This window comes from Streptomyces sp. NPDC015127 (assembly GCF_043080095.1).
GTDB lineage: Bacteria > Actinomycetota > Actinomycetes > Streptomycetales > Streptomycetaceae > Streptomyces.
The window spans coordinates 21,321-41,652 of record NZ_JBIBVE010000008.1; the positions used below are offsets into that span (position 1 = coordinate 21,321).

The 20,332-nt window shown below is 72.3% G+C and carries 17 protein-coding genes; 2 read left to right on the forward strand and 15 right to left on the reverse strand.

Annotated elements, in window-relative coordinates; translation table 11 throughout:
• Positions 1-36: 36 nt before the first annotated feature.
• From ACF08N_RS17045 to ACF08N_RS17065, 5 genes are all read right to left on the reverse strand, one after another.
• Positions 37-213, reverse strand: coding sequence for a hypothetical protein (locus ACF08N_RS17045; RefSeq protein ID WP_392325417.1), 177 nt, complete (start codon positions 211-213; stop codon positions 37-39).
• 646 nt (positions 214-859) lie between these two features.
• The gene (locus ACF08N_RS17050; protein WP_392325418.1) at positions 860-1,639 is read right to left on the reverse strand and encodes a GNAT family N-acetyltransferase; all 780 of its coding nucleotides are present in this window, start codon (positions 1,637-1,639) and stop codon (positions 860-862) included.
• Positions 1,640-1,726: 87 nt separating this feature from the next.
• Complete coding sequence (locus tag ACF08N_RS17055; protein ID WP_392325419.1) at positions 1,727-2,290, reverse strand: GNAT family N-acetyltransferase; 564 nt, start codon at positions 2,288-2,290, stop codon at positions 1,727-1,729.
• Between the two features lie 15 nt (positions 2,291-2,305).
• The gene (locus tag ACF08N_RS17060) at positions 2,306-4,516 is read right to left on the reverse strand and encodes an MMPL family transporter (protein WP_392325420.1); all 2,211 of its coding nucleotides are present in this window, start codon (positions 4,514-4,516) and stop codon (positions 2,306-2,308) included.
• Positions 4,517-4,712: 196 nt separating this feature from the next.
• Positions 4,713-6,815, reverse strand: a complete 2,103-nt coding sequence (locus ACF08N_RS17065) for a phosphocholine-specific phospholipase C (RefSeq protein WP_392325421.1) — start codon at positions 6,813-6,815, stop codon at positions 4,713-4,715.
• Between the two features lie 265 nt (positions 6,816-7,080).
• Between ACF08N_RS17065 and ACF08N_RS17070 the strand changes: the two genes are divergently transcribed.
• The gene (locus tag ACF08N_RS17070) at positions 7,081-7,989 is read left to right on the forward strand and encodes a hypothetical protein (RefSeq protein WP_392325422.1); all 909 of its coding nucleotides are present in this window, start codon (positions 7,081-7,083) and stop codon (positions 7,987-7,989) included.
• Positions 7,990-8,004: 15 nt separating this feature from the next.
• Here the strand turns inward: ACF08N_RS17070 and ACF08N_RS17075 are convergent, their stop codons facing one another.
• From ACF08N_RS17075 to ACF08N_RS17120, 10 genes are all read right to left on the reverse strand, one after another.
• Complete coding sequence (locus ACF08N_RS17075) at positions 8,005-8,289, reverse strand: hypothetical protein (protein ID WP_392325423.1); 285 nt, start codon at positions 8,287-8,289, stop codon at positions 8,005-8,007.
• Positions 8,290-8,561: 272 nt separating this feature from the next.
• On the reverse strand, positions 8,562-10,070 hold the full coding sequence (gene gatB, locus ACF08N_RS17080) for an Asp-tRNA(Asn)/Glu-tRNA(Gln) amidotransferase subunit GatB (protein WP_392325424.1): 1,509 nt from the start codon (positions 10,068-10,070) through the stop codon (positions 8,562-8,564).
• Positions 10,071-10,086: 16 nt separating this feature from the next.
• Entirely contained in the window at positions 10,087-10,329 is a 243-nt protein-coding gene (locus tag ACF08N_RS17085) for a hypothetical protein (RefSeq protein WP_392325425.1), read from the reverse strand.
• Positions 10,326-11,819 (reverse strand): Asp-tRNA(Asn)/Glu-tRNA(Gln) amidotransferase subunit GatA, encoded by a 1,494-nt coding sequence (gatA, locus tag ACF08N_RS17090; RefSeq protein WP_392325426.1) that lies wholly within the window; start codon positions 11,817-11,819, stop codon positions 10,326-10,328. The genes ACF08N_RS17085 and gatA overlap by 4 nt, the downstream gene beginning before the upstream one ends.
• Before the next feature lie 4 nt (positions 11,820-11,823).
• Positions 11,824-12,120 (reverse strand): Asp-tRNA(Asn)/Glu-tRNA(Gln) amidotransferase subunit GatC, encoded by a 297-nt coding sequence (gene gatC / locus ACF08N_RS17095; RefSeq protein ID WP_016642027.1) that lies wholly within the window; start codon positions 12,118-12,120, stop codon positions 11,824-11,826.
• A gap of 305 nt (positions 12,121-12,425) precedes the next feature.
• Positions 12,426-14,555 carry a putative bifunctional diguanylate cyclase/phosphodiesterase gene (locus tag ACF08N_RS17100; protein WP_392325427.1) on the reverse strand — a complete coding sequence of 710 codons (2,130 nt, stop codon included), beginning with the start codon at positions 14,553-14,555 and terminating at the stop codon, positions 12,426-12,428.
• A 363-nt stretch (positions 14,556-14,918) separates the two neighbouring features.
• Positions 14,919-17,102, reverse strand: a complete 2,184-nt coding sequence (gene ligA, locus ACF08N_RS17105) for an NAD-dependent DNA ligase LigA (RefSeq protein WP_392325428.1) — start codon at positions 17,100-17,102, stop codon at positions 14,919-14,921.
• 30 nt (positions 17,103-17,132) lie between these two features.
• Complete coding sequence (locus ACF08N_RS17110; RefSeq protein ID WP_392325429.1) at positions 17,133-18,146, reverse strand: methionine synthase; 1,014 nt, start codon at positions 18,144-18,146, stop codon at positions 17,133-17,135.
• 49 nt (positions 18,147-18,195) lie between these two features.
• Entirely contained in the window at positions 18,196-18,885 is a 690-nt protein-coding gene (locus ACF08N_RS17115; protein WP_392325430.1) for an SDR family oxidoreductase, read from the reverse strand.
• Between the two features lie 16 nt (positions 18,886-18,901).
• On the reverse strand, positions 18,902-19,441 hold the full coding sequence (locus tag ACF08N_RS17120; RefSeq protein ID WP_392325431.1) for a TIGR00730 family Rossman fold protein: 540 nt from the start codon (positions 19,439-19,441) through the stop codon (positions 18,902-18,904).
• Between the two features lie 87 nt (positions 19,442-19,528).
• On the opposite strand from ACF08N_RS17120, the gene ACF08N_RS17125 reads away from it, so the two are divergent.
• The gene (locus ACF08N_RS17125) at positions 19,529-20,326 is read left to right on the forward strand and encodes an alpha/beta fold hydrolase (RefSeq protein WP_392325432.1); all 798 of its coding nucleotides are present in this window, start codon (positions 19,529-19,531) and stop codon (positions 20,324-20,326) included.
• The last annotated feature ends 6 nt before the right edge of the window (positions 20,327-20,332 follow it).

Sequence of the window (20,332 nt, forward strand, 5' to 3'; positions counted from 1 at the left end):
CCGCGGGACGGTGCACCGCCGTGCTCCGCATCGGGGTCAGGCGGCGCGCGTGTAACGGCTGCTGTCGGCCGCGCCGGTCCGGTCCTCCTCCCAGTTCCTGGTGTGCCGCCGGGCGGCACGGCGGGCGGCACGGGCCTGCCGGACGAGGCGCTGCGCGTCGGCCTGGCGGATCAGTTCGGCGCGGTGCTGTTCCTGGATCGCGTAGTGCAGCACGGGGTGGCTCCTTCGGGACGTGTGCCGGGGTGCTTCACGGCGTGTGCCGTTGCCCCGACTCTCGTCTCCCAGGTGGCTGCCGCGCATCGGGCGACTGCCGCATGTTCCGGGGGCGGGGTGCCTTAGACGTACGCCGCGCTGCGGCAGGCGCGTCTGAGGTACCCCGCGCCGGCGGCGCGGTCCCGGTGCCCCGCGGGGCGGCGGGCAGGGTCCAGCCCCGCCCGCCCCCGGATCCGGTTCTGCGGCTCGTCCCCCGGGCGGCCCGGATCTCCGGGCCGTGTCCCGGTCTCAGCGCTTCCGCCGGACGGCCCGTCGCGGTCTCACGGCTTCCGCCGGACGTACGGATGGCGCGCCTGGGGCTTACCCGCGTACGGGCCCGGATCGCGATCCCAGGGCCTCCCCTCTTGCGCCGCCCCGGTCGCAGTACCGGGGCTTCCCCGCGTAGGGGCCCAAGTCGCGGTCCCGGGGTTCCTCCGCGTACACCACCCCGGTCGCGCCCCAGCGCCTCCCCACCTACACCGCCCGCATCGCAGCCCCAGCGCCTCCCCGCGTACACCGCCCGCATCGCAGCCCCAGCGCCTCCCCACCTACGCCGCCCGGATCGCGGGCCCAGCGCCTCCCCGCGTACACCACCCGGGTCGCGGGCCTACGGCTCGTACACGTACGGCGTCGTCGTCGCCAGGGCCGTGAAGCCGAGGCGTTCGAGGATGGGGCGGCTGTCGTCGGACGCGTCGACCTGGAGGTAGCGCACGCCCCGCCGCGCCGCGGTCTCGGCCCGGTGGGCGACCAGGGCGCGGTAGATGCCGCGGCCGCGCCAGTCGGGATGCGTCCCGCCGCCCCACAGGCCGGCGAAGTCGGTGCCGGGCGTGAACTCGATGCGGGCCGCGCACACCGGCAGGTCGCCCGCCATCGCGACGGTCATGAGGACCGTGTCCGGCGCCTGGTCGAGCTGGGCGAGGAGTTGCTGCCGCAGCCGGGTGCCGTCCGTGCCGAACGCCCGGTCGTGGACCCGCATCGTCAGCTCGACGCCCTCGGGGCCGGTCACCGGCTCCAGCCGTACGCCATCGGGCAGTTCGGGGACGGCGGGCAGACCGGCCGTCTCGGCGACGAGCACGGTCTCCTCGGGTTCGGGCCGAAAGCCGGCCCCGAGGAGCCGGTCGGCGAGGTCCCGTGGTGCGTCGTGGCTGTACAGCTTCCACTCGAAGGCGAGGCCGCGCCCCGCGAAGTACCGCACCTGTTCGGCGATCTCGGCGTCCGCCGTGTCCGCTGTCAGGTCCGACCAGAGGACACCGCTCCAGTCGCCGCCGGCACCGACCTGGCGGACGACGCGACCGGAGCGTTCGGTCAGCGGCCCGGTGGCCCCGGGTGTGGTGGTGCGGCGGCGCATCTGGCGGTCAAAGAGCGCGAGTACGGCTGTGTGATCCATGCGCGCAGTGGAGCACCCGCCCGTCCCCGTGGGCCAGTGCTTTTACGCCGCATCAGCCGCCACGGGCCCGGTGGCGCGGCGCGGCCGCTACGCGGCGGACTCCCGCCGCTTGCGCCACTCGGGCGCCAGGATCGACCAGCTCTCCATGTCGTGCCGGGCGCCGCGGTAGGCGTAGCTCTCGCGCAGCACACCCTCGTAGGTCATCCCCAGCCGCTGGGCGACGGCGATGCTGGGCTTGTTGGCGGAGGAGACCTGCCATTCGATCCGGTGCATGCCGCGCTGCTCGACCGCCCAGTCGATGATCACCCGCGCCGCGCGGGTGACGAGGCCCCGGCCCGCCGCCGACGGCTCCAGCCAGCAGCCCGCCTCGCAATTGCCCATGGCCGGGTCGAAGGTGCGGAAGAGGACGCCGCCGACGAGGGTGCCCTCCAGCCAGATGCCGTAGATGCGCCCGGCGTCGGCCGCGGCCTTGTCCGCGTAGGACTGGAGGAACGCGCGGGCGGAGTTCAGGTCAGCGGCGGCGGCGGCCAGCCCGACGTGGCGGCCGATGAACTCACGGCCCCGTTCTATGTGCGCGAAGAACTCCTCGGCCTGCCACGGCTCCAGGGGGCGCAGTTCGGCTCCGTCATCGCCCAGGCTTACGGCGAACACTGTGCTCCTCGTGGGTTAGGGCACGAGCTCCCCTTGATCGCCCGCGCGCTGCACGGGGATCTTCGCACGCGCCGCGCCGCGGCACTCGGGCTTTTCGATGCTGATGCGGGGCAGCCAGCGGTCCATCCAGCGGGGGAGCCACCAGTTCGCCCCGCCGAGCATGTGCATCAGGGCGGGGACGAGCAGGGTGCGCAGGACGAAGGCGTCCAGGGCGACGGCGGCGGCGAGTCCGATGCCGAACATCGCGATGACACGGTCGCCGCTGAGGACGAAGGCGAGGAAGACCGAGATCATGATCACGGCGGCGGAGTTGATGACGCGGCTGGTCTCGGCGAGGCCGACCCGTACGGCGCGCCGGTTGTCCCCGGTCTCCAGCCACTCCTCGTACATCCGGCTGACCAGGAACACCTGGTAGTCCATGGAGAGCCCGAAGAGCACCGAGACCATGATCACGGGCAGGAACGGCTCGATCGGTCCCGCGCTGCCGAGACCGAGCAGTTCGCTGCCCCAGCCCCACTGGAAGATCGCGACGACGACCCCGAAGGCGGAGGCGACGGCGGCGACGTTCATGGCGGCGGCCTTGAGCGGGATGCCCAGGGAGCGGAAGGCGAGCAGCAGGAGCAGGCAGCCGAGCGTGATGACGACGCCGACGAACAGCGGCAGCTTGCCGACGATGATCTCGGCGAAGTCGTCGTAGCTCGCGGTGACCCCGCCGACGTGGGCCGTCAGGGAGCTGCCCTGTTCGGCGGCGGGGAGGATGTCGTCGCGCAGCCGGTCGACGAGTTCGCTGGTCTCCCGGGACTGCGGCGAGGTGTCCGGCACGACGGTGAGGACCGCGGTGTCCCCGCTGCCGTTGTACGCGACGGGTCCGGCCGCGGCGATGCCGTCGGTGGTGCGCAGGGTCTGGGCCAGCCGGTCCATCGCGAGTTCGTCGTCGGCGCCGTCGAGGGAGGCGACGACGGTCAGGGGCCCGTTGACGCCCGGGCCGAAGCCGTCGGCCAGCAGGTCGTACGCCTGGCGGGTGGTGGCGGTCGCGGGTCCGTTGCCCTGGTCGGAGGTGCCGAGGTGGAGCGAGAGGGTCGGCAGGGCGAGGACGAGCATGACGACGGCGGCGACGGCACCGAGCAGTTTGGGGTGCCGTTCGACGAACGCCGACCAGCGGGCGGCGATGCCGGTGGGCACTTCGGGTCGCGGCCCGTGCTCGGCGAGCCTGCGCCGCTCGCGGCGGCTGAGGGCGCGCGGTCCGATCCAGGAGAGCAGGGCGGGAAGCAGGGTCACGGACGCGGCGACGGTGAGGACGACGGTCAGGGACGCGGCGATCGCTACACCGTTGAGGAAGCCGAGGCGCAGTATCAGCATGCCGAGCAGGGCGATGCAGACGGTGGCTCCGGCGAAGACGACGGCACGGCCGGTGGTGGCCACCGCCTCGCGGGCCGCCTCGGCGACGGGGAGCCCTCTTTTCAGGCCCTTGCGGTGTCTGGTGACGATGAACAGCGCGTAGTCGATGCCGACGCCGAGGCCGATGAGCATGCCGAGCATGGGCGCGAAGTCGGCCACCGACATCACATGGCCGAGGAGCACGATGCCCGCGTACGCGGTGCCGACCGAGACGAGCGCGGTGGCGATGGGCAGCAGGCTGGCGGCGAGGGAGCCGAAGGCGAGGAAGAGCACGACGGCGGCGACGGCCACGCCGACGATCTCGGCGGTGTGGCCTTCGGGCGCCTCGGTCAGGGCCACGGCGTTGCCGCCGAGTTCCACCCGCAGGTCGCCCTCCTGGACCGCCTTGGCGGTGTCGACGAGCGCGCGTGCCTGGGGCTCGGGGATGTCGTCGGCCTGCGCGTCGAAGGTGACGACGGCGTACGCCGTGCGCCCGTCGGCGCTGATCTGGGGGCCGCCCTGGCTGCCGTAGGGGCTGGTGACGGAGGCGATGCCGTCGAGGCCGGCGACGCGGTCGAGCATCGCGGACACGCGCTGCTCGACGGCCGGGGAGCGGACGCTGCCGTCCTGGGTGTGCCACACGACGGTGTCGGTGTCTCCGACACGGCCGTGGAAGCCCTCCTCCAGCAGGTCGGTGGCGCGGCCGGACTCCGTGCCCGGGACGTCGTAGTCGTTGGAGTACGCGGACCCGGCGATGCTCGCGCCCGCCGCGGTCCCGCCGAGGGCGAGGAGCCAGAGCATGACAACGACGAGACGGTGCCTGACACACCACCGGGCGATAGCTGCCAACGGACCTGCTCCCTGAGTGGTTCGTGGATCTTTGACCGGGAACCGCCCGCAAAGACTCATGACCTGCGGCGAATACTCTCGCAGTCAATGGTGATCCTTTGCCCGTTTCGTGGCGTTACTCACACAGGTGCGCGGAAGCAGGATGATCACTTGATTCCCGCTTCCGCACCACCGCGCATGTGCGTGCCCGCGCCGCTCAGCCGGAGACGCTGGCCCGCCCGTTCTCGATGTGGCCCATCAGCCGGCGGCGGAAGCCCTCGTCACCGTCGGCGGTCACCTCGATGTCGTACCAGCCGTGCGCGTCGGCGGCGGAGTGCACCACCGTGCGGCTGCGGCCCGCCTTGACCGTGACGCTGCGGGTCCAGGTGTGCAGGTCCGCCTCGTCCACATAGCCGAGCGGGCGGACGGTGAAGGTGACGGGCTCGCTGCCGCGGTTGCGGAGTGTGAGGTGCACATCGCGGTCGTGGTGGTCGATGTGCGAGGCGACCTCGGCGGCTCCCGCCGCGCGCCCGGCGAACTCGCGGCGGAAGCCGTTCGGGCCGGTGATCGTGAAGCGGTAGTGGTTACCGGTGAGGGGCACGCTCCACTGCGCCTCGCCCTTCACGTCCTTGTGCTGCGGGACGGCGAACTCACCGGCGTACGGGTAGAGCGCGAAGTGCGCGCTCGCGCGTCCCGTGTTGCGCAGCGTCACGGTGAACACCGTGCCGTCGGTCGTCCCGTGCGCGTCGGGCTGGTAGGGCAGGGGACGCGCCGGGCGGGTGCCCGGCTCCTGGACGGGCATGCGCTGCTCCGCCGGCGGCACCGGGCGCCAGCGTCCCGTGAACGGCGGGACGGGTCCGGGCCGCTCCACCTCGGGCTGCGGCCTGCCGCGCCCGAAGTCGAACGCCGAGGTGAGGTCGCCGGTCACCGTGCGCCGCCAGCGCGTGATGTTGGGCTCCTCGATGCCGGTCCACTTCTCCAGCAGCCTGATCACCGACGTGTGGTCGAAGACCTCGGAGCAGACGTAGCCGCCGACCGACCAGGGCGAGACGACGAGCATCGGCACCCGGATGCCGAGGCCGGTGGGCAGCCCCTGCCAGCGCTCAGCGTTGCCTGCGGGGTCGTCGGCCGGCGGCACGGGCGGCGGGACGTGGTCGAAGAAGCCGTCGTTCTCGTCGTAGTTGATCAGCAGGACGGTGTGCCGCCACACCTCCGGGTGCGAGGCGAGCGCGTCGAGCACCTTGTAGACGAGCGAGGCGGAGGCGATCGGCGAGGAGGAACCGGGGTGCTCGGAGTCGATCGCGGAGGGCACGAGGTAGGAGACCTCGGGCAGGGTGCCCGCGGCGATGTCGTCCCGGAAGGCGTCGGCGAGCCGGCCCGTCTCCACGCGGCGCAGCCCGCGCTCGAAGAGGGACCGCTCGGCGTCGGTGAGGGTCTTGACGCCCTCCTCGAGCGCGGCGAGCAGCTTGTCGCGCTCGGCGGCGTCCTCGGTCTCGCGCACCTTCGCGTAGAAGGCCTCCATGTATGTGAAGTCACCGGCCTTCTCCAGCGCCTTGCGCGCGATCTTCTTGAAGGTGGTGAAGAACTCGATGTTGTTGTCGGTGAAGTTCTCCCACTCCGTGTACGTCTTCCAGGTGCGACCCGCCTTCTCCAGGCGTTCGGCGTACGTCGGCCACGGGTAGCCGGGGTGGGTGCCCTCGGCGTACGCGGCGTTCGACACGGCCCGGCGGCCGTCGGCCTCGTAACCGGTCCAGCCGCTCCACAGGTGGTTGCGGTTGGGGCTCGTCGAGGTGTGGATGGAGGAGTGGTAGGCGTCGCAGACGGTGAAGGTGTCCGCGAGTTCGTAGTGCAGCGGCAGGTCGCGGCGGTCGTAGTACGCCATGGTGGCCGCGGTCTTGGCGGTGATCCAGCCGTCCGTCCAGCCGCCCCGCCAGGCCCGCGCCCCGCCGGTCCAGGAGTGGTCGAGGTCGCCGATGTACTGGAGGTCCTTCTTCTGGGCCTCGGCCGCGTCGCGGACGGGGAAGGGCAGGACGGTGCCATCGGGGCCCGGCTGCTCGAAGACCGGCTTGCCGGAGGGCAGTTCGACGGCATTGCGGTCACCGAAGCCGCGAACGCCGCGCAAGGTGCCGAAGTAGTGGTCGAACGAACGGTTCTCCTGCATCAGGATCACCACGTGCTTCACGGCACGCAGGCCGCCCGTGGGCGGGTCGGCGGCCAGGGCGGCCTGGAGGGACGGCGGCAGCAACGAGCCGACGGCGGCGGCGCCGACGGCCCCTCCCCCGAGCGCGAGCATCCTTCTGCGTGAGATTTCCGGTGACATGCCCGACCTCTTCGTCGACGACCAATGGTTCTGCTGCGATCCATTGAAGGCTTACGGCCGGGACGGTAGTGAGAAGGGATGTCGGCGAGAAGACCTGGTGACGACCCCGTGGTGAACGTCCAACAAGCCGCGCCGGCAGTCCAAGCGAGATCCGGCCAGCGGGAGCCTAGCCGAGGGGAACGGCCCAGGTGCCCGGTGACCCGCCTGCGGCGGAAATCGGCCTCGGTCGGCAAGACCGCCGGAACTGTCGGTCGCCCCTGGCACCATGGCCGACATGGAATACAGGGGGATCGATCAGACGGCACTGACGCCCGCGGACGCGGCGGAGTTCGCCCGTATGCTCCACGACGCGCCCGGCCCTCACCTGGGCCGCGCCCCCGTCCCGGTGCTCGTGCACGGACCCGGCGCCCCGCTCGCCGGGCGCCGCGAGGCGTTCCGCGGGGTGTACGAGGCGATCACGGCCCGGATAGGCCAGCCGACGCTCTACGGCGGGTCGTCGCTGGGGCCGGGCGTCCGCTGGCGGGACAGCCGCCGCACCGTGCTCCTCGCCGGGGACGACCGGCAGGTGGGTCTTTCGGTGCACGACACGGAGGCCCTGGAGGGCGAGGAGCACCGCGTCTTCGAGTGGGGCGGCGCCTGGTCCGGCGGCGAGCCGCACGGCGTCGACTTCCTGCCGTACGTATGGCAGTTGGACCGCAGCGGCCCGGGCGAGCGCCCCCTCGCGCGGCCCGGTGCCCGTCTCGCCCCGAGCCTCGAGCACTTCCGCACCGGGCTCGAACTGCTCCTCGCGGCCTGGGTGGAGCAGCTGCCGGTGCAGGTGGGCACCGATTGGGCGAGCTTCTGCGTGACCAGCTCCGCCGACCGCGGCCGCCGGATCCTCGTGTCGTACAGCATCGAGGACGGGCTGTACGCGTCGGTCGACGACCGCGACGGGGAGGACGGCGAGGAGCGGGCCCGGCTGATGCGCGAGCGCGGCTGGCAGTCCCGCGACCGGGGCTGGTGGCAGACGGAGTTCACCGAGCCGGAGCGGGTGCACACCGCCGCGCTCGCGCACCTGGTGGTGGCCGAGCTGCGGGCCCGCGGCACGACCGAGCCGGAGGAGCTGCGGGCCCGGGACGTCAGCTGCAAGGACCGCGGCGAGATGTGGCTGCCGGGACTCGGCATACGCCAGTGACGCGGCCCGCTCCGCTCAGGCGCTGAGCAGTCCGGTGACCGGGTCGAGCCGACCCGCCAGCGGCTGGAGGTCGTTCGGCACGCCGGCGAGCCGGTTCAGCCCGGCGAGCTGCTCGGAGGGGGCGGGCACCTGCCCGCGGTGCTCGGCGGGGATCGAGCCGGCGGAGAGGGAGTCGGGTTCGTCCATCACCGGGACGGACTGCGGGGCGTCGAGGGGAGCGGCGGTCGCGGCCGGTGCGGCGAGCGCGGTGGCGCCGGTGGCAAGGGCAAGTGCGGTGAGTACGCGGTGTGCGGTGGTCATGCCGTGAGCGACGCGACGGGAGATCACCGGTCGGGGACACCGTCCGCAGGGCGGTGCTGCGACCACCGGCGCGCAGGGCGCCTTCCGGGCCGCGGGCCGGACGGGGTGGCGCGGGCCCCGCCCCGGCCCGCCGCCCGGTCCACCGGGGCTCCGCGCCTCAAACGCCGGCGAGGCTGATTTCTCCCGCACGGGGCAGCGCGGACCCGACCCGGGGCCGGACGCACCGAAGGGCGGCACGTCGCGCGTGCCGCCCTCCGATCGGACAGGGGGCGTCAGCCCTCGACGCCCAGCTTCTGAAGGATCAGCTCCTTGACGCGCGCCGCGTCCGCCTGGCCGCGGGTCGTCTTCATGACCGCGCCCACCAGCGCGCCCACTGCCGCCACCTTGCCGCCGCGGATCTTGTCCGCGATCGCCGCGTTGCCCGCGATGGCCTCGTCGACGGCCGCGCCGAGCGCGCCCTCGTCCGAGACGACCTTCAGGCCGCGCTTCTCGACGACCTGGTCCGGGTCGCCCTCGCCGGCGAGCACGCCCTCGATGACCTGGCGGGCCAGCTTGTCGTTGAGGTCACCCGCCGCGACCAGCGCCGTCACACGGGCGACCTGCGCCGGGGTGATGGGGAGCGCGGACAGGTCCACGCCCTGCTCGTTGGCGTTGCGCGCCAGCTCGCCCATCCACCACTTGCGGGCCGCGGCCGCGTCGGCGCCCGCGTCGATCGTGGCGACGATCAGGTCGACTGCACCCGCGTTGAGCATCGACTGCATGTCGTGCTCGGAGATGCCCCACTCCTCGCGCAGCCGGTTGCGGCGCACGCGCGGCAGCTCGGGGAGTCCGGCGCGCAGCTTCTCGACCCACTCGCGGGACGGGGCCACCGGCACGAGGTCCGGCTCGGGGAAGTAGCGGTAGTCCTCCGCCTCCTCCTTGACCCGCCCCGATGTGGTGGAGCCGTCGTCCTCGTGGAAGTGGCGCGTCTCCTGGACGATCGTGCCGCCGGACGAGAGCACCGCGGCGTGCCGCTGGATCTCGAACCGGGCCGCGCGCTCGACGCTGCGCAGCGAGTTGACGTTCTTCGTCTCGGAGCGGGTGCCGAACTTCTCCGTACCGTTCGGCCGCAGCGACAGGTTCACGTCGCAGCGCATCTGGCCCATCTCCATGCGGGCCTCGGAGACGTCGAGCGCCCTGATGAGCTCACGCAGCTCGGCGACGTACGCCTTGGCGACCTCGGGGGCGCGCTCACCGGCGCCGACGATCGGCTTGGTGACGATCTCGATCAGCGGGATGCCGGCGCGGTTGTAGTCGAGCAGGGAGTGGGACGCACCGTGGATGCGGCCCGTGGCACCGCCGACGTGCGTCGACTTGCCGGTGTCCTCCTCCATGTGGGCGCGCTCGATCTCGACGCGGAAGACCTCGCCGTCCTCCAGCTGGACGTCCAGATAGCCGTTGAAGGCGATCGGCTCGTCGTACTGCGAGGTCTGGAAGTTCTTCGGCATGTCCGGATAGAAGTAGTTCTTCCGGGCGAAGCGGCACCACTCGGCGATCTCGCAGTTCAGCGCGAGGCCGATCTTGACGGCCGACTCGACGGCGATCGCGTTGACGACCGGGAGGGAGCCGGGCATGCCGAGGCAGGTGGGGCAGGTCTGCGAATTGGGCTCGGCGCCCAGCTCCGTGGAGCACCCGCAGAACATCTTGGTCTTGGTGCCGAGCTCGACATGGACCTCCAGGCCCATGACGGGGTCGTAGGACGCGAGGGCGTCCTCGTACGACACCAGTTCAGTGACGGTCACGATGAAACTTTCCCTCTCAGCCCAGCAGTACGTCGTCGTCGCCGAGCCGCTTCAGCTCGCGGTAGAGGATGGCCAGGCCGGTGACGATGGCGGCGGCGGACACCGCGGCGTCGACCAGTCGCAGGAAGTCACCGTCCTCGCGGGCCAGCTTGGCCTGCTTGGCGACGCTGATCGCACCGAAGGCGGTGGTGCCCAGCGACACGTACAGCCCGGTCTTGGACTTCTTGAAGTTCTTGGCCTTCTTTGCCATGGCACTCATAGCGACGGAGCCTCCTCAAGCAGCGGGTGACCCCAGCGTTCCACGAACGCGGCCTCGACGGCGGCACCGACCTTGTACAGCCGGTCGTCCTTCAAGGCGGGGGCGATGATCTGCAGGCCGACGGGCAGGCCGTCCTCGGGCGCGAGACCGCACGGCAGGGACATCGCCGCGTTGCCGGCCAGGTTGGTCGGAATGGTGCACAGGTCCGCGAGATACATCGCCATCGGGTCGTCGGCGCGCTCGCCGATCGGGAAGGCGGTGGTCGGCGTCGTCGGGGAGACGATGACGTCCACCTGCTCGAACGCCTTCTCGAAGTCGCGCGTGATGAGCGTGCGGACCTTCTGCGCCGAGCCGTAGTACGCGTCGTAGTAGCCGGAGCTGAGCGCGTAGGTGCCGAGCATGATGCGGCGCTTGACCTCCGGGCCGAAGCCGGCCTCGCGGGTGAGCGCGGTGACGTCCTCGGCGGACTTCGTGCCGTCGTCACCGACGCGCAGGCCGTAACGCATGGCGTCGAAACGGGCGAGGTTCGAGGATGCCTCGGACGGCGCGATCAGGTAGTACGCGGCGAGCGCCAGGTCGAAGGACGGGCAGTCCAGCTCGACGATCTCGGCGCCGAGCTCCCCCAGCAGCTCGACGGACTCGTCGAAGCGCTGCACGACACCGGCCTGGTAGCCCTCGCCGCGGAACTGCTTGACGACACCGACGCGCATGCCCTGGACGGAGCCGTTGCGGGCGGCCTCGACGACCGGCGGGACCGGCGCGTCGATGGACGTCGAGTCGAGCGGGTCGTGCCCGGCGATGACCTCGTGCAGCAGGGCCGCGTCCAGGACCGTACGGGCGCAGGGGCCGCCCTGGTCGAGGGAGGAGGAGAACGCCACCATGCCGTAGCGGGAGACGCCGCCGTAGGTCGGCTTGACGCCGACGGTCGCGGTGACGGCGGCGGGCTGGCGGATCGATCCGCCGGTGTCCGTGCCGATGGCGAGCGGGGCCTGGAAAGAGGCGAGCGCGGCGCTGGAGCCACCGCCGGAACCGCCGGGGATACGGGTCAGGTCCCAGGGATTGCCCGTGGGGCCGTACGCGCTGTTCTCGGTCGAGGACCCCATGGCGAACTCGTCCATGTTGGTCTTGCCGAGGATGACGACGTCGGCGGCCTTGAGCTTCTTGGTCAGGGTCGCGTCGTACGGCGGGATCCAGCCCTCGAGGATCTTGGACCCGACCGTGGTCGGGATGCCCTCGGTGGTGAAGATGTCCTTCAGCGCGAGCGGCACGCCGGCGAGTGGGCCGAGCTTCTCGCCGCGCGCACGCTTGTCGTCGACGGCGCGGGCCTGGGCGAGAGCGCCCTCGCGGTCGACGTACAGGAAGGCGTTGACCTTCTCGTCGACCGCGTCGATACGGGCCAGGTGGGCCTCGGTGACCTCGACGGCCGTGAGCTCGCCCGCGGCGATCTTCTCGGCGGTCTCGGCGGCGGTGAGCCTGATGATGTCCGTCATGTGATTAGTCCTCCCCCAGGATCTGCGGCACCTTGAAACGCTGCTGCTCCTGGGCCGGGGCGCCGGAGAGCGCCTGCTCGGGGGTGAGCGACGGACGGACCTCGTCCGCGCGCATGACGTTGGTCAGCGGCAGCGGGTGGGAGGTCGGGGGTACGTCTTGGTCGGCGACCTCGGAGACGCGGGCGACCGCGCCGATGATGTCGTCGAGCTGTCCGGCGAAGTGGTCGAGCTCTTCGTCCTTCAACTCGAGACGCGCCAGCCGGGCGAGGTGGGCGACCTCCTCGCGCGTGATGCCAGGCATGCAGCGATCCTCAGGGGTGAGTGTGATGGTTTTGGCCCAATCCTATGGGGCGGGGCGGGGTGACCGTGAAACGGTTTGCTCTCCCCCGCTCCGCGGCCGCCGACGCACCCCTTGCGCCCATGGGCGAGAGCCGCCACGGGAACCCACCCCGACGGGCCCCGGGCGCAGGCGGCGGCCCACGGGGCTACGGGACCGCGTGGCCCCCCGGGCACGGGCGGCAGCCCACGGGCCGGCGGCCCCCGGAGCTACAGGACCGCGTGGCCCGGGGCGCGGGCGGCAGCCCCCGCGGTTGGCGGCGCCCGGGGCTACGGGACCGCCTGGCCAGGGGCGCGGGGGGCGCCGTTCGGGGACGGTGGGCGTTCGCCCGCCGGGAGCGCCGGGCGGTGCCAGCCCCGCTCGCCGCGCGCCAGCAGCCACGCCGTCGTCTCCTGGGGCGGCATCGCCGCCGCCACCAGCCAGCCCTGCACCGCGTCGCAGCCCAGGTCCCGCAGCCGTTCCCACGTCTCGTCGTCCTCGACGCCCTCCGCGACGACGAGCAGGCCGAGCGAGTGGGCCAGGTCCACCGTGCAGCGGACGATCTCGGCGTCCTCGGCGTCCACGGCGAGGCGTGCCACGAAGGACCGGTCGATCTTCAGCTCGCTGACCGGGAGCCGGCGCAGGTGCACCAGCGAGGAGTAGCCCGTGCCGAAGTCGTCGAGGGACATCTTCACGCCGTGGTCGGCGAGCCCGGCCAGGGTGTCGGCGGCCCGCTGCGGGTCCTCCAGGAGCACGTGCTCCGTTATCTCCAGCTGGAGCGCGCCCGGCGGGACCCCGTGCCGGGCGAGCCGCGCGGCGACCGCGCCGGCGAAGCCGGGGGTGTGGACGTCCCGGGGCGAGACGTTGACGGCGACCGGGACCGTGAGCCCCTGCGCGCGCCACTGTGCGACCTGCGCGAGCGCCGTCTCCAGGACGTACTCCGTCAGGTGGGGCATCAGCCCCGATGACTCGGCGATGGCGATGAACTCGTCCGGGGGGACCCGCCCCCGCTCCGGGTGCACCCAGCGCACCAGGGCCTCCAGCCCCGAGACGTGTCCGTCGAAGCGGACCTTGGGCTGGTAGTGCAGCTCGACGTCGCCCGCGTCCAGCGCCCGGCGCAGATCGCCGAGGAGTCCGAGCCGGTCGGGGGTGTTGCTGTCTCGCTTGGACTCGTACACCTCGACGCCCGTGCGGTCCCGCTTCGCCTGGTACATCGCCACGTCCGCGCGGCGCAGCAGCCCCTCGGCGTCGAGGGCGTGGTCGGGGAAGACGGCGAGTCCGGCGCTCGCCTCCAGCACGAGGGTGAGTCCGTCCAGGTCGAGCGGCGAGGACAGCTCGGCGACAAGGTGACGGGCGACGCGCTGCGCGCTGGTCGTGGAGTCGGCCGTGGGCAGCAGGACGGCGAACTCGTCGCCGCCGAGCCGCGCCGCCTCGGCGCCGCGCGGCAGGGCGAGCCGCAGCCGCTCGGCGATCTGGAGCAGCAGCCGGTCCCCCGCGAGATGGCCGAGGGTGTCGTTGACGGCCCGGAAGCGGTCGAGGTCGATGAGGACCAGGGCGGAACGCGCCCCGGAGCTCTCCGCGTCCTCCAGCGCGGACCAGGTGCGCTCCAGCAGCCACTGACGGTTGGGCAGCCCGGTGAGCGGGTCCCGCAGCTGCTCCTCGGCGCGGGCCCTGGCGATCCACAGGGTGGAGTCGAGGGCGATCAGCGGCACGGCGAACAGCGGCAGCAGCACGGGCATGGCCACGGTGACGACGCTGATGAGCGGAGCGATGCCGACGAGGGCGAGGGCGACCAGGCCCTGCCGGAGCAGGGCGGTGCGGGCGACGGTGGGCAGTCCGCCGCCCTGCGGGGCGAGGACGTACCACAACAGCAGCCGGGTGACGGCGAGATAGGCGGTGGCGGCGAGGATGACCTCGGGCGCGGCCTCGACCTCCCAGCGCAGCGGATCCCACGGCCGCTCGACGGTCGGTACGACGCCGAACGCGGCGAGCGCGAGCGCCGCCGCGCCGATACCCAGGACGTCGACGGCGCCGTGCAGCAGCCCCTGGCGCCATCTGCCGCGGCACGCGGCGCCGACGAGGGCGACGACCGAGAGGCTGACGAGCCCGGCGGGCACCCAGCCGAACAGCAGGAGGACGGCCAGGGTGAGTGCGGCGCCCGAGCCGGTCCCGCCCCACCAGCGGTCGCGGCCGAGTGCGACGAGATGGCCGACGATGATCCCGGTGAGCAGCGCGAGGGACCAGCCCTCGGTGGAGCCGGGGAACAGGGCGTGCCCTTCGCGTACGGTGGTGACGGCTCCGGTCACGAGGACGAGTGCGGCGCCCGCGACGACGGCCGCGGGCAGGCCGGGGGTCCGGCCCACCAGTGCCGCGCGTGCACGCGGCCGTGGGACCGGGGCGGCGCTCTCGGTCGGTTTCATTCCCGTCCCTCTCACAGCCGGCGGTGCCGATGCGGCCCTGTCCTGTCGACCCTGCCGGGCCTGAGCGAACAGGACGGGGCCGTGCGATGGCTCCCGATTGTCATGCCACCACGACTGAAATCCCACCACGCAGCCGTGCACGACAGGCGCACGTCTCAACAGTAGGCGGCAGGAGGCTCGGACGGGCAGCGCTCTACAGCTCTTGCCCGAATGAGACCCGGCCATCCTTATCCATCTGGTATGCGCTGAACGGGTGACCTGTACTGGCCGTTCCACCGGCGCGCCGTACGTCGCTTTCCGGCCCCGCGCGCCCTTTTCGGGCTCCCGGTGCGCCCCCGGAGGAACCGACTCATTCCGCGCGGGTCACGCCCCTTCGGTAACAGCCGCCTCACGAGCCGCATCCGGTCCCTGCTCCAGGAGGACCGCGAAGCCCGCTTCGTCCAGCACGGGCACCTTCAGCTGCACAGCCTTGTCGTACTTCGACCCGGGGTTGTCACCGACCACCACGAAGCTGGTCTTCTTGGAAACGGAACCGGCCACTTTCGCACCGAGGCTCTGGAGCGCCTCTTTTGCGCCATCCCTCGTGTGGTGCTCCAGAGTGCCGGTGACGACGACCGTCAACCCCTCCAGCGGGCGCGGGCCTTCGTCCTCGCCGGTCTTCTCCGCCTCCAGCCGGACGCCCGCCGCACGCCACTTGCGCAGGATCTCGCGGTGCCAGTCCTCCTCGAACCACTGCTTGAGGGAGGCCGCGATGGTCGGGCCGACGCCCTCGACCGCCGCCAGCTCCTCCTCGCTCGCCTGCTCGATGCGGTCGATCGAGCGGAACTCGCGCGCCAGCGCCTCCGCCGCCACCGGGCCGACATGACGGATGGACAGGCCGGTGATGATCCGGGCGAGCGGCCGCTGCTTGGCCGCCGCGATGTTCTCCAGCATGGCCAGGGCGTTCTTGCGCGGCTCGCCCTGCTGGTTGGCGAAGACCGTGGCGATCTTCTCCTCGCCGGTCTTGGGATCACGCTTGGGCAAGCCGCTGTCCTGGTCCAGGACGTACGCCTTGATGGGCAGCAGCCGCTCGATCGTGAGGTCGAACAGATCGCCCTCGTCCACCAGCGGCGGTTCGGCCGGCTCCAGGGGCTTGGTCAGCGCGGCCGCCGCCACATAGCCGAAGTTCTCGATGTCGAGGCACTTGCGCCCGCCGAGGTAGAAGAGACGTTCACGCAGCTGCGCCGGGCACGTACGGCCGTTGGGGCAGCGCAGGTCGACGTCACCCTCCTTCATCGGCCGCAGCGGCGTCCCGCACTCGGGGCACTCGGCGGGCATCACGAACTCCCGCTCCGTACCGTCCCGCAGGTCCGCGACCGGCCCGAGGATCTCCGGGATGACGTCGCCGGCCTTGCGCAGCACGACCGTGTCCCCGATGAGGACGCCCTTGGCCTTGACCACGTCCTGGTTGTGCAGCGTGGCGAACTCGACCTCGGAGCCCGCGACGGTGACCGGCTCCACCTGCGCGTAGGGCGTCACCCGGCCCGTCCGGCCCACGCCCACGCGGATGTTGACCAGCTTGGTGTTGACCTCCTCCGGCGCGTACTTCCAGGCGATCGCCCAGCGCGGCGCCCGCGAGGTGGAGCCGAGCCGGCCCTGGAGCGGGATCTCGTCGAGCTTGACGACCACGCCGTCGATCTCGTGCTCCACCGAGTGCCGGTGGTCGCCGAAGTACGCGATGAACTCCCGTACGCCGTCGATGTCGTCGACCACTTTGTTGTGCCGGGCCGTCGGCAGGCCCCACTCGCGCAGCAGCCCGTACGCCTGCGACAGCCGGCTGATCTCCAGGCCCTCGCGCGCGCCGATGCCGTGCACCACCATGTGCAGCGGGCGGGTGGCAGTGATCTTCGGGTCCTTCTGGCGCAGCGAACCCGCCGCCGCGTTGCGCGGGTTGGCGAAGGGCTTGTCACCGGCTTCCACCAGGCGGGCGTTGAGCTCCTCGAACTTCTCCATCGGGAAGTAGACCTCGCCGCGGATCTCGACGAGGTCCGGGATGCGGTCGCCCTTCAGCCGGTCGGGCACGTCCGAGATGGTGCGGATGTTCGGCGTGATGTCCTCGCCCGTGCGGCCGTCGCCGCGTGTGGCCGCGCGTGTGAGGCGGCCCTTCTCGTACGTCAGGTTGACGGCGAGGCCGTCGACCTTGAGCTCGCACAGGAAGTGGTACGCCGAGGTGCCGACCTCCTTGGCGACGCGGTCCGCCCAGGCGGCCAGCTCCTCGTCGTCGAAGGCGTTGTCCAGCGACAGCATCCGCTCGCGGTGCTGGACGGCCGTGAACTCCGTCTCGTAGGCCCCCGCGACCTTCTGGGTCGGCGACTCGGGGGTGCGCAGTGCCGGGTACTCCTCCTCGATCGCCTCCAGCTCGCGCATGAGCCGGTCGAACTCCGCGTCGGAGACGATCGGGGCGTCCTTCACGTAGTACCGGAAGCGGTGCTCCTCGATCTGCTCGGCGAGCCCCGCGTGCTGCTCCCGTACATCGGCGGGCAGTGCCGTCTGCTGTTCGCCAGCCACCGTTTCGTCCTTCCGTCTGCCGTGCACCCGTTACTCAGGGTTGTCCGCGAGTGATCTCGCGGCGCGGACGCAGTGGGCGAGCGCCGCGCGTGCGTATGCGGGCGATGCGCCGGCGAGGCCGCAGGCAGGAGTGATCACGACCGACTCGGAGAGAGTCCCGGGATTCAGCCCCAACCTGCGCCACAGTGTCCGTACACCCTTGACGATATCGGCGCCCACCGACAATCCGGCCGACGCGGCGTCGGTGGAGGGCACGAGGCCCGCGAAGAGCCTGGTGCCGCCCTCGACGGCCTCGCCGATCGCCTCCTCCTCACGCTCGGTGATCAGCCCGAAATCGAACGAGATGCCCTGCGCGCCGGCGCGGCGCAGCAGCGCGAACGGCACGTCGGGGGCGCAGGAGTGCACGACGACCGGTCCGTCCGTGACGGCGACGACGTCGCGCAGCGCGCTCTCTACGATCTGGCGGTCCACCGCGCGGTGCGTGCGGTAGCCGCTGGCGGTGCGGATCTGCCCGCGCAGCACGGCGGTGAGGGACGGCTCGTCGAGCTGGAGCACGACCTGCGCGCCGGGCACGCGGCGGCGTACGTCGGCGAGGTGGCCGCGCAGCCCCTCCACGAGCGAGGCGGCGAGGTCCCGGCAGGCACCGGGGTCACCGAGCGCGGCCTCGCCGCCGCGGAGTTCGAGGGAGGCGGCGAGCGTCCAGGGGCCGACCGCCTGCACCTTGAGCGGGCCCTCGTACCCCTGCGTGAACTCCTCCAGCGCGTCCAGGTCCTCGCCGAGCCAGGAGTGGGCGCGGCGGGTGTCGCGGCCCGGCCGGTCGCTGACCCGCCAGCCGCTGGGCTCGACATGGGCGTACATCTCGACGAGCAGCCCGATGGTGCGCCCGATCATGTCGGCGCCGGGCCCGCGCGCGGGCAGCTCGGCGAGGTACGGGAAGTCCTCGACGGACCCGGTCACGGTCCTCGCGCTCTCGCGGGCGTCGCCGCCCGGCATGGATCCGACACCGGTCGCCGGTCCCCAGCTGAAGTCCTGTTTCTCGCTCACGCGGGAAGCGTACGTGGCGCGCACGGGCTCCGGCGCAGGTCGGGGCCCCTCAGCGTCCCGGCCGCACGGTCAGGTCGTTGATCTCGGCGTCGCGCGGCAGGTCGAGGGCCGTGAGGATCGTCGTGGCGACCGACTCGGGATCGATCCAGCGCTCCGGGTCGTACTCCTTGCCCTCCTGGGCGTGGACCTTGGCCTGCATCGGGCTCGCGGTCCGGCCCGGATACACCGACGTCACCCGCACCCCGGCCGCGTGCTCCTCGTGCCGCAGCGAGTCGGCCAGCGCCTTGAGGCCGTGCTTGGAGGCCGCGTAGGCGCCCCACTCGGCGTGGGCGTTCAGCCCGGCGCCGGAGTTGACGAAGAGCACATGGCCGCGGGCGACGCGCAGCTGGGGCAGGAAGAGCCGGGTCAGCTCGGCCGGGGCGATCAGGTTGACGTTCAGCTGGTTGCGCCAGGTCTTGGTGGTCAGCTCGCCGACCGGGCCGAGGTCGACGATGCCGGCGATGTGCAGCAGCGAGTCGATGCGCTCGGGCAGGGTCTGGTGGCCGAGCGCCCAGGAGATGCGGTCGGGCTCGGCCAGGTCCGCGACGAGGGTGCGGGCGCCGGAGTACCGTGCCGCGAATTCCTTGGCGCGGCCCGCGTCCCGTGCCACGAGGACCAGGTCGTCGCCCCGCTCGTGCAGCCTGCGGGCGACCGCCGCGCCGATGCCGGACCCTGCGCCGGTGATCACATGTGTAGCCATGCCCGCCATGCTCGCACTAGCGGATGCCCGCGCTCTCCTCCAGGTAGGCCATGGCGGCCACACCGTCCTCTGCGAAGAACACCAGGTCGGTCAGGGGCAGCGGCAGGAAGCCCTCGTCCTCCATCCGCCGGAACTGCTGCTTCAGACCGTCGTAGAAACCGGCCGCGTTGAGCAGGACCACGGGCTTTGTGTGGTGGCCGTGCTTCTTGAGCTCCAGGATCTCGGTGGCCTCGTCCAGCGTCCCGGTGCCGCCGACCATGACGACGACCGCGTCGGACTTGGCCAGAAGCAGCGCCTTGCGCTCGGCGAGGTCCTTGGCGACGACCATCTCGTCCGCGTCGGCCCGCGCCTTCCCCTGGAGGAACTCGACCGACACACCGACCAGCCGGCCGCCCGACTCCGCCACCCGGTCCGCGACGACCTTCATCAGCCCCACGTCGGAGCCGCCCCACACCAGGGTGTGGCCGCCCTTGCCGATGAGTTCGGCGAACTCGCGGGCGGGGCGGGTGTAGCGGTCGTCGAGGTCGGCGGCGGAGAGGAAGACGCAGATGTTCATGGGGCAACCGTACGGGCCGCGGCACGTTCTCAGAATTTTTTTCGTGGCCGCCGATGAGTTGGGCCCGGCGGACCGGTCTGCACTCTCATGGACAACTTGAGCAGGACGCTCAACAGGACCGAGTCGGCGGACGGTACGCGCATCGTCTACGAACAGCGCGGCGAGGGACCGGCGTTGGTGCTGGTGGGCGGGGCGCTGTGCACCGCCGCGTCGGACGCGCCGCTCGCCGAGCTGCTCGCGGACCGCTTCACCGTGCTCACGTACGACCGGCGCGGCCGGGGCGGCAGCGGTGACACCGCCCCGTACGCGGTGGAGCGGGAGGTCGAGGATCTCGCGGCGGTGATCGAGCAGGCGGGCGGGAGCGCCATGGTCCACGGCATGTCCTCGGGCGCCGCGCTGGCGCTGCGGGCGGCGTCCGACGGGCTGCCGATCACCAGGCTGTCGGTCTACGAGCCGCCGTTCGAGACGGACCCCGCGCTGCGGGAGGCGGGCCGGAGCTACGAGGCCCGGATGCGCGCCCTGCTGGCCGAGGGCCGCCCGGGCGATGCGCTCGCGGAGTTCCTGGGCGCGGTGGGGATGCCGCCCGAGGCGCTGTCGGGGCTGCGGCAGCTGCCGGTCTGGGCGGACATGGAGGCGCTGGCGCACACCCTCGCGTACGACCACGAGGTGCTGGGGGACGGCAGCGTTCCGGCGGCCCGGCTGGCGTCAGTGACCGAGCGCGTGCTGGTCGTGGACGGCGGAGCGAGCCCGGCCGGGATGCGGGAGGCGGCACGCGCGGTGGCGGCGGCACTTCCCCGCGGGCAGCACCGGACGCTGACGGGCCAGACGCACGAGGTGGCGCCGCAGGTGCTGGCGCCGACGCTGCTCGACTTCTTCACGGCGTGAGGCCCC